This window comes from Kitasatospora sp. NPDC002543, assembly GCF_053594915.1.
Genome location: NZ_JBSFWR010000066.1, coordinates 40,269 through 47,418 on the forward strand (window position 1 = coordinate 40,269; position 7,150 = coordinate 47,418).

6 protein-coding genes are annotated in these 7,150 nt (G+C 70.6%); 4 read left to right on the forward strand and 2 right to left on the reverse strand.

Translation table 11 applies throughout. From position 1 onward, the window contains the following. The first annotated feature begins 150 nt into the window (after positions 1-150). Both purF and purM read left to right on the forward strand, forming a co-directional pair. On the forward strand, positions 151-1,734 hold the full coding sequence (gene purF / locus ACWD4P_RS25110; protein WP_359816947.1) for an amidophosphoribosyltransferase: 1,584 nt from the start codon (positions 151-153) through the stop codon (positions 1,732-1,734). 101 nt (positions 1,735-1,835) lie between these two features. Next, on the forward strand, positions 1,836-2,969 hold the full coding sequence (purM, locus tag ACWD4P_RS25115) for a phosphoribosylformylglycinamidine cyclo-ligase (RefSeq protein WP_359816945.1): 1,134 nt from the start codon (positions 1,836-1,838) through the stop codon (positions 2,967-2,969). Between the two features lie 151 nt (positions 2,970-3,120). Here the strand turns inward: purM and ACWD4P_RS25120 are convergent, their stop codons facing one another. Beyond that, a complete protein-coding gene (locus tag ACWD4P_RS25120) occupies positions 3,121-3,378 on the reverse strand; it encodes a DUF3073 domain-containing protein (protein ID WP_359816943.1) in 258 nt (85 codons plus the stop codon). Positions 3,379-3,764: 386 nt separating this feature from the next. Further along, entirely contained in the window at positions 3,765-4,922 is a 1,158-nt protein-coding gene (locus ACWD4P_RS25125; RefSeq protein ID WP_449781110.1) for a Glu/Leu/Phe/Val dehydrogenase dimerization domain-containing protein, read from the reverse strand. Between the two features lie 175 nt (positions 4,923-5,097). Here ACWD4P_RS25125 and ACWD4P_RS25130 point away from each other — a divergent pair, with 175 nt between their 5' ends. Together ACWD4P_RS25130 and bldC are read left to right on the forward strand one after the other, a co-directional pair. Then, on the forward strand, positions 5,098-6,045 hold the full coding sequence (locus ACWD4P_RS25130; RefSeq protein WP_449781111.1) for a hypothetical protein: 948 nt from the start codon (positions 5,098-5,100) through the stop codon (positions 6,043-6,045). A 487-nt stretch (positions 6,046-6,532) separates the two neighbouring features. Continuing rightward, complete coding sequence (gene bldC, locus ACWD4P_RS25135; protein WP_014137253.1) at positions 6,533-6,739, forward strand: developmental transcriptional regulator BldC; 207 nt, start codon at positions 6,533-6,535, stop codon at positions 6,737-6,739. The last annotated feature ends 411 nt before the right edge of the window (positions 6,740-7,150 follow it).

Below are 7,150 nucleotides of genomic sequence, written 5' to 3' on the forward strand. Positions count from 1 at the left end.
GCAAGGCCAACCGCCACTCGCCGGAATTCCCCCCACCCGAAATCCCGGGCCCGTAAGGGGTTTTGTCTACGCGCGTTAACCGGCGGTCGGCGGACAAACCCGCAGTCCCGGGGTCCGGAAGCCCGCGTCAACTGCCCTAGACTCGAAGGCGTGCCACGTGGTGACGGAAGACTCAACCACGATCTTCTTCCCGGTGAGAAAGGCCCCCAGGACGCGTGTGGCGTCTTCGGTGTCTGGGCTCCCGGCGAGGAGGTCGCCAAGCTCACGTTCTTCGGCCTTTACGCCCTGCAGCACCGCGGTCAGGAATCCGCGGGCATCGCAGTGAGCAACGGCTCCCAGATTCTCGTCTTCAAGGACATGGGGCTCGTCTCCCAGGTCTTCGACGAGGCCTCGCTGGGGTCGTTGCACGGGCATATCGCCGTCGGACACGCCCGCTACTCGACCACCGGTTCCTCGGTCTGGGAGAACGCCCAGCCGACCTTCCGGGCGACCGTTCACGGCTCGCTGGCCCTCGGGCACAACGGAAACCTGGTGAACACCGCCGAACTGGCGGCCATGGTCGCCGAACTGCCCGGCGAGGAGCACGTCTCGCGCTCCGGCCGGACCGCCGCGACCAACGACACCGACCTGGTGACCGCCCTGCTGGCCGGCCACCCGGACCTCTCCATCGAGGAGACGGCCAAGGTCGTGCTGCCCGAGGTCAAGGGCGCCTTCTCGCTCGTCTTCATGGACGAGCACACCCTCTACGCCGCCCGCGACCCGCAGGGCATCCGCCCGCTGGTGCTCGGCCGGCTGGAGCGCGGCTGGGTGGTCGCCTCCGAGACGGCGGCGCTGGACATCTGCGGCGCCTCCTTCATCCGCGAGGTCGAGCCCGGCGAGCTCATCGCCATCGACGAGAACGGCATGCGCAGCTCCCGGTTCGCCGAGGCGAAGCCCAAGGGCTGCGTGTTCGAGTACGTCTACCTGGCCCGCCCCGACACCTCCATCTCCGGCCGCAACGTGCACCTCTCCCGCGTGGAGATGGGCCGCCGGCTGGCGAAGGAGGCGCCCGTCGAGGCCGACCTGGTGATAGCGACGCCCGAGTCCGGCACCCCCGCCGCGATCGGCTACGCCGAGGCCAGCGGCATCCCGTACGGCTCCGGCCTGGTGAAGAACGCCTACGTGGGCCGCACCTTCATCCAGCCCAGCCAGACGATCCGCCAGCTCGGCATCCGGCTCAAGCTCAACCCGCTGCGCGAGGTCATCGCGGGCAAGCGCCTGGTGGTCGTGGACGACTCGATCGTGCGCGGCAACACCCAGCGCGCGCTGGTGAAGATGCTGCGCGAGGCCGGCGCCGCCGAGGTGCACATCCGGATCTCCTCGCCGCCGGTGAAGTGGCCCTGCTTCTTCGGCATCGACTTCGCCACCCGCGCGGAGCTGATCGCCAACGGCATGACCATCGAGGAGATCGGCCGCACCCTGGGTGCCGACTCGCTCTCCTACATCTCGATCGACGGCATGATCGAGGCCACCAAGCAGCCCAAGGACCGGCTCTGCCGGGCCTGCTTCGACGGCGAGTACCCGATGGAGCTGCCGGACCCGGCGCTGCTCGGCAAGCTCCTGCTGGAGGCCGAGATCAAGGGCGGCCAGCAGCAGCCGGCCGTCCGCGGCAAGCCGACCAGCGGCAGCGACCTGGACGGCGTCCAGTCGCTGCTCGGCGGGGCGGGCGCGGCCGACGCGCTGCGCCGGCCGTAGCGAACCGACGGTGGGGTCCCGCGAACCGGGGCCCCACCGCTGTTCCACCCCCTCGCTGTTCCGAAGAACCACCCCCACCTGACCCGAGAGGGCCGCACGCCGTGACCAGCTCCCACCAGTCGCCCACCACCACGCCCGACGGAGACGCCGCGCGTCGCCCCTCCGACGGCGCCACCTACGCCGCCGCCGGTGTCGACATCGAGGCGGGCGACCGCGCCGTCGAGCTCATGAAGCAGTGGGTGAAGAAGGCCAACCGCCCCGAGGTGGTCGGCGGTCTCGGCGGCTTCGCCGGCCTCTTCGACGCGTCCGCCTTCAAGAACTACGAGCGGCCGCTGCTGGCCTCGGCCACCGACGGCGTGGGCACCAAGGTGGCCATCGCCGCCGCCATGGACAAGCACGACACCATCGGCCACGACCTGGTCGGCATGGTCGTCGACGACCTGGTGGTGTGCGGTGCCGAGCCGCTGTTCATGACCGACTACATCTGCGTCGGCAAGGTCGTCCCGGAGCGGGTCGCCGCGATCGTCAAGGGCATCGCCGAGGGCTGCGCGCTGGCCGGCTGCGCCCTGGTCGGCGGCGAGACCGCCGAGCACCCGGGCCTGCTGGGCCCGGACGAGTACGACGTCGCGGGCGCCGGCACCGGTGTGGTGGAGGCCGACGCGCTGCTCGGCGCGGACCGGGTCCGGGCCGGCGACGTGGTGATCGCGATGGCCGCCTCCGGCCTGCACTCCAACGGCTACTCGCTGGTCCGCCACGTGCTGCTGAACGAGGCCGGCTGGAAGCTGGACCGCAAGGTCGAGGAGTTCGGCCGCACCCTCGGCGAGGAGCTGCTGGAGCCGACCCGGATCTACTCGCTGGACTGCCTGGCGCTCACCCGGGCCACCGAGGTGCACGCCTTCTCGCACGTCACCGGCGGCGGCCTGGCGGCCAACCTGGACCGGGTCATCCCGGCCGGCCTGCACGCCCGCCTGGACCGCGGCACCTGGACCCCGCTGCCGGTCTTCCAGACCGTCGCCGAGGTCGGCCGGGTGGCCACCCTGGAGATCGAGAAGACGCTGAACATGGGCGTCGGCATGGTCGCGGTCGTCCCGCCGCACTCGGTGGACGTCGTGCTGTCGATCCTGGAGGACCGCGGCGTCGAGGCCTGGCTGCTCGGCGACATCGTCGAGCGCACCGACGAGCACGAGGGCGGCGCGGCCCTCTACAACGCCTACGAGGGCTTCCGGGCGAGCTGACCGGACCGCGACGACGGGAGGGCCCCTCCGGAGCACCGGAGGGGCCCTCCCGCGTCCCGGGCGTCGCCGCGGGACCCGCCCCCGGAGGCGGGAACGCCGAAAACCGGCCCGGCGCCGTGGGCGCCCGGACCGGTCCGGCGGGACTGCTTCGTTACGAGCGGCGGGAGGCCTGGGAGGCCCCGGTACCCGGCCCGCTGTCGTCCTCGTCGTCGAGGTCGGCGTAGCGGGCGGCGTACTCCGCGTAGGGGTCGTCGTCCTCCACTTCCTCGATCGGCTCCGGCTCGATCGAAGAGGTGGACGGCGATACGCCCAGCTCGTTGGACAGACGGTTAGCGTCAAACCCGCCGCTGTTGTACTTCAGCTCGCGGGCGACCTTCGTCTGCTTGGCCTTGGCCCGGCCGCGCCCCATGGGTCGACCCCCTCAACGATGGGGCTCACGGCCCCGAGTCTGACACGTGTTCATGATCAGGACCGGCGCCTGCCCGAATGGGAGAAGCCGTCCCTTGGAGCATTAACGGTACCTGTTTCCGCCGCTGGACGGTACGTCGTCGGTGTGACGTGGCGCGCACCGACTGCACCCGAGACCAGGTCTTTCCAGGTCAAGGGAGGTTTTGCGGCGGTTTTCGCGCTGTCCGGAGGTGTCTGAGGTCCGTCGTTCCAGGACTGATTATCCCCCCTGGGGGGGCCTCGGATCACCCGTTCGGGCGGAGAAGTGAGAATCCGGTTCCACATCGTGATGCGCGGGGGGCCGCAGTGACCGCCCCCCGCGCACCACCGGGCGGGTCGCCGGCCGGATCAGGCGCGGCGGGCGCCGGGCAGCAGCACCGTGCGCAGGGCGCTGATCTCGCGCATCCGCTTCTCGGCCAGGCGGTCGGCGGCGACCGCCGGCGGGACGCCGTCGGCCGCGGCCCGGGTGAAGATCTCCAGGGTGGTGTCGAAGATCTTCGTGGCCTTGTTCTTGGCCCGCTCGAAGTTGAAGCCGTCGATCTCGTCGGCGACCTGGATGACGCCGCCGGAGTTCACCAGGTAGTCCGGCGCGTAGAGGATGCCGCGGTCGGCCAGGTCCTTCTCGACGCCCGGGTGGGCCAGCTGGTTGTTGGCCGCGCCGCAGACGATCGAGGTGCCGAACTCGCCCAGTGCGGCGACGACCGGGTCGGTCAGCGCGCCGCCGAGGGCGCAGGGGGCGTAGACGTCCAGCTTGGCCTGGAGCAGGGCGGTGGTGTCGGCGACCACCTCCACCTCCGGGTGGGCGGCGCGCACGCGGTTGACCGCGGCCTCGAAGGGGTCGGTGACGACGACGGTGGCGCCGTCCGCGACCAGGTGGCCGACCAGGTAGTGGCCGACCTTGCCGACGCCCGCGACGCCGACCCGCTTGCCGCGCAGGGTCGGCTGGCCCCAGCGGGCCTGGGCGGTGGCGCGCATGCCCTGGAAGACGCCGAAGGCGGTCAGGATGGACGAGTCGCCGGCGCCGCCGTGCTCGGGCGAGCGGCCCGTCACGAACTCGGTCTCGCGGGCGATGACGTCCATGTCCTGGACGTAGGTGCCCACGTCGCAGGCGGTGATGTAGCGGCCGCGCAGGGACTCGACGAAGCGGCCGTAGGCCCGGAGCATCGCCTCGTTCTTGTCCTTGTTCGGGTCGCCGATGATGACGGCCTTGCCGCCACCGAGGTCCAGGCCGGCCAGCGCGTTCTTGTAGGACATTCCGCGGGACAGGTTCAGCGCGTCCTCCAGCGCCGCCTCCTCGGAGGCGTACGGGAAGAAGCGGGTGCCGCCGAGGGCCGGGCCCAGGGCGGTCGAGTGGATGGCGATGATCGCCTTCAGGCCCGAGCTGCGGTCGTGGCAGAGGACGACCTGCTCGTGACCGTCGCCGGGGGTGCCGTCCTGTTCGGTACGGAAGATCCTGCTGAGCACGCCGGGTGCGGGGTGCGTGGCGGGGGTCTGTACGTCGGTCACTGTGGTGACTCCAGTATCGAAGGCCCGCTGCGGTGGTGCGGGCGCCTAGGGCGAAGCGTAGCCGCGCGGAGGCCGTCGATCCGCTGTCTTGTCCGAGCTGGGGCCGGACGTCCGAGGCGTGAGACGGTCGGCGGTACGGGGCGCACCCTCCCGGCGCCGGGCGGCGCGTGCGACCATGCAGGACGTGACCGTCGTACGCACTTCCGTACAACCGCCCTACGCCGCCCACCTGCGGGTCTACGAGCCGCTGGCCGCGTACCCGGAGCCCGAGCGGACGCGCTGGCAGGCCTACGCGGCGGAGCACGGGCCGGACGCCGCGGAACCGGAGCGGCCGGTGGCGGCGGCGGTGCTGGAGGAGCAGCGGGAGGCGCTCGCCGGGCTGGCCGCCCGCACGCCCAGGGCGCTGCCCGAGCGGGAGAGCGGGCGGGCCTACCTGCGGGTGGTGGACGGCGTCCTGTACGTCTGCCCGTGGGCGACCAGGCTGCGCAGCTGGCAGGCGCTGGAGGAGCTGAGGGCGGGGGCGCCGGTGGCGCTGCTGGACGCCGTGCTGCCGCCGGTGACCCGGGAGGCCGCCGAGGCGGACCGGGAGCGCTGGCGGGCCGGCCACCCGGACGCCCGGCCGTGGATCCTGACCAGCCGCTGGGAGGTGCCGGTGCGCTGGTTCCTCCCGTTCGGGGAGGAGGACCGCTGCTTCGTGCCGGGCGAGGCCGTCGCGGTGGCCGACGCGGTGGACGGCACGGTGGACGGAGGGGAAGGGGCGGGGGAGCGCGCGGGCGGGCCGGCGGCGCTGTTCTACCTGGTGCCGATGGCGCAGGCGCGCCGGCGGGTGGCGCGGGCCCTCCGGGCGCTGCGCGAGGCGGTGCCGGACGGGGAGCTGGTGCTGGGGGCGGAGCGGGTCGGGCGCTGGCTGGAGGAGTTCCATCCGCGTTCGCTGGTGGAACTGGACTACGGGGGCCTGGTGCATCTGCTGGGCCCGGAACGGTTGTTGGCGGACCGTTCGGCGGGGGAGCTGGAGGAGGGGCTGCGCGCGCTGCGGGCGGGGGACACCGACGGGGCGCTGCGGGTGTACCGGGAGCTGACGGGGCGGTGGCGCCGGGTGCTGGCGCTGCGGAACGCGAACTGACGTCCGACCGCGCGTGTATGACTGTAAGAGGCCTAAGGGCCGCACGGTCGATGACCAAGGTCCTGGTTCGGGTCAATAGCTGCCGAACGTGACACTACTCACCGTTGACGCGAACTTACCCCTATGTGCAAAAATGGGACAACCAGCCCAACTTCACGTGAGCGTGCCCACTTTTGGGTGGTTCTGGAGTCGATGCGTGCTTTGCGGGGAAACGGAGGGTCTGGTCCCTTCGTAACCGGATGTCATCACTATGTGACTGTCCGTTATGGGGTGGTCCATCGCCATCCGTCGGCCTTGAACCCGTGAGGGGTCAATTTTGGCGGTTTGGTCGATAGGGCTGGACGGATGGTGTAGTTGTAGACACCAGGACAAGCCGTTCGTCCTATAACCGACTCGGCCCGTCTATGCCATTTCGGGCATCGCGGGCCAAGGTGCAGAATTTGAAGGATAGAACCGCCCTGGTTCGGTTCTCCCGAGGAGGCCGCTCATGACCGCTCGTACCCCTGATGCTGAGCCGCTGCTGACGCCGGCAGAGGTTGCCACCATGTTCCGCGTGGACCCGAAGACGGTCACCCGCTGGGCCAAGGCGGGCAAGCTGACGTCGATTCGCACGCTCGGCGGTCACCGTCGTTACCGTGAGGCGGAGGTGCGCGCTCTGCTTGCTGGGATTCCTGCCCAGCGCACTGAGGCCTGATAGGCCAAAGGCTCTTTAAAGGGGCCGCTTACCGGACTCCGCCGGGTCCGGTAAGCGGCCCCTTTGTCATGCCCGTCCGAGGGTGTTCCGCGTCGGCCGAGTGGTCGGAATGTTGAACTCCGGATAACGATTTGATGCGCGTGGGGTGGGGGGGATTTACAGTGAATAGCTGTACAATTTTACATATTAAATTAAGGGCGTTCCGGAGGGGGTCGCCCGGGACCGGTTCCGGATGATCTCTGGTGACGACCGTCACACGGTCCGTCACTTGTGGTCTAGACCTACTCGGGGTAAAGGGCCGAACGGTCAAAAGCGAGAGGCCCGGAACCTGACGGTTCCGGGCCTCTCGCGCTGCGGCGATCCCGACGGGACTTGAACCCGCGACCTCCACCTTGACAGGGTGGCGAGCTA

Excerpts from the sequence above, each read along its gene's own strand:
- ACWD4P_RS25120 (WP_359816943.1), bottom strand. The coding sequence starts at position 3,378 with ATGGGGCGCGGCCGGGCCAAGGCCAAGCAGACGAAGGTCGCCCGCGAG.
- ACWD4P_RS25130 (WP_449781111.1), top strand. The coding sequence starts at position 5,098 with ATGCAGGACGTGACCGTCGTACGCACTTCCGTACAACCGCCCTACGCC.
- bldC (WP_014137253.1), top strand. The coding sequence starts at position 6,533 with ATGACCGCTCGTACCCCTGATGCTGAGCCGCTGCTGACGCCGGCAGAG.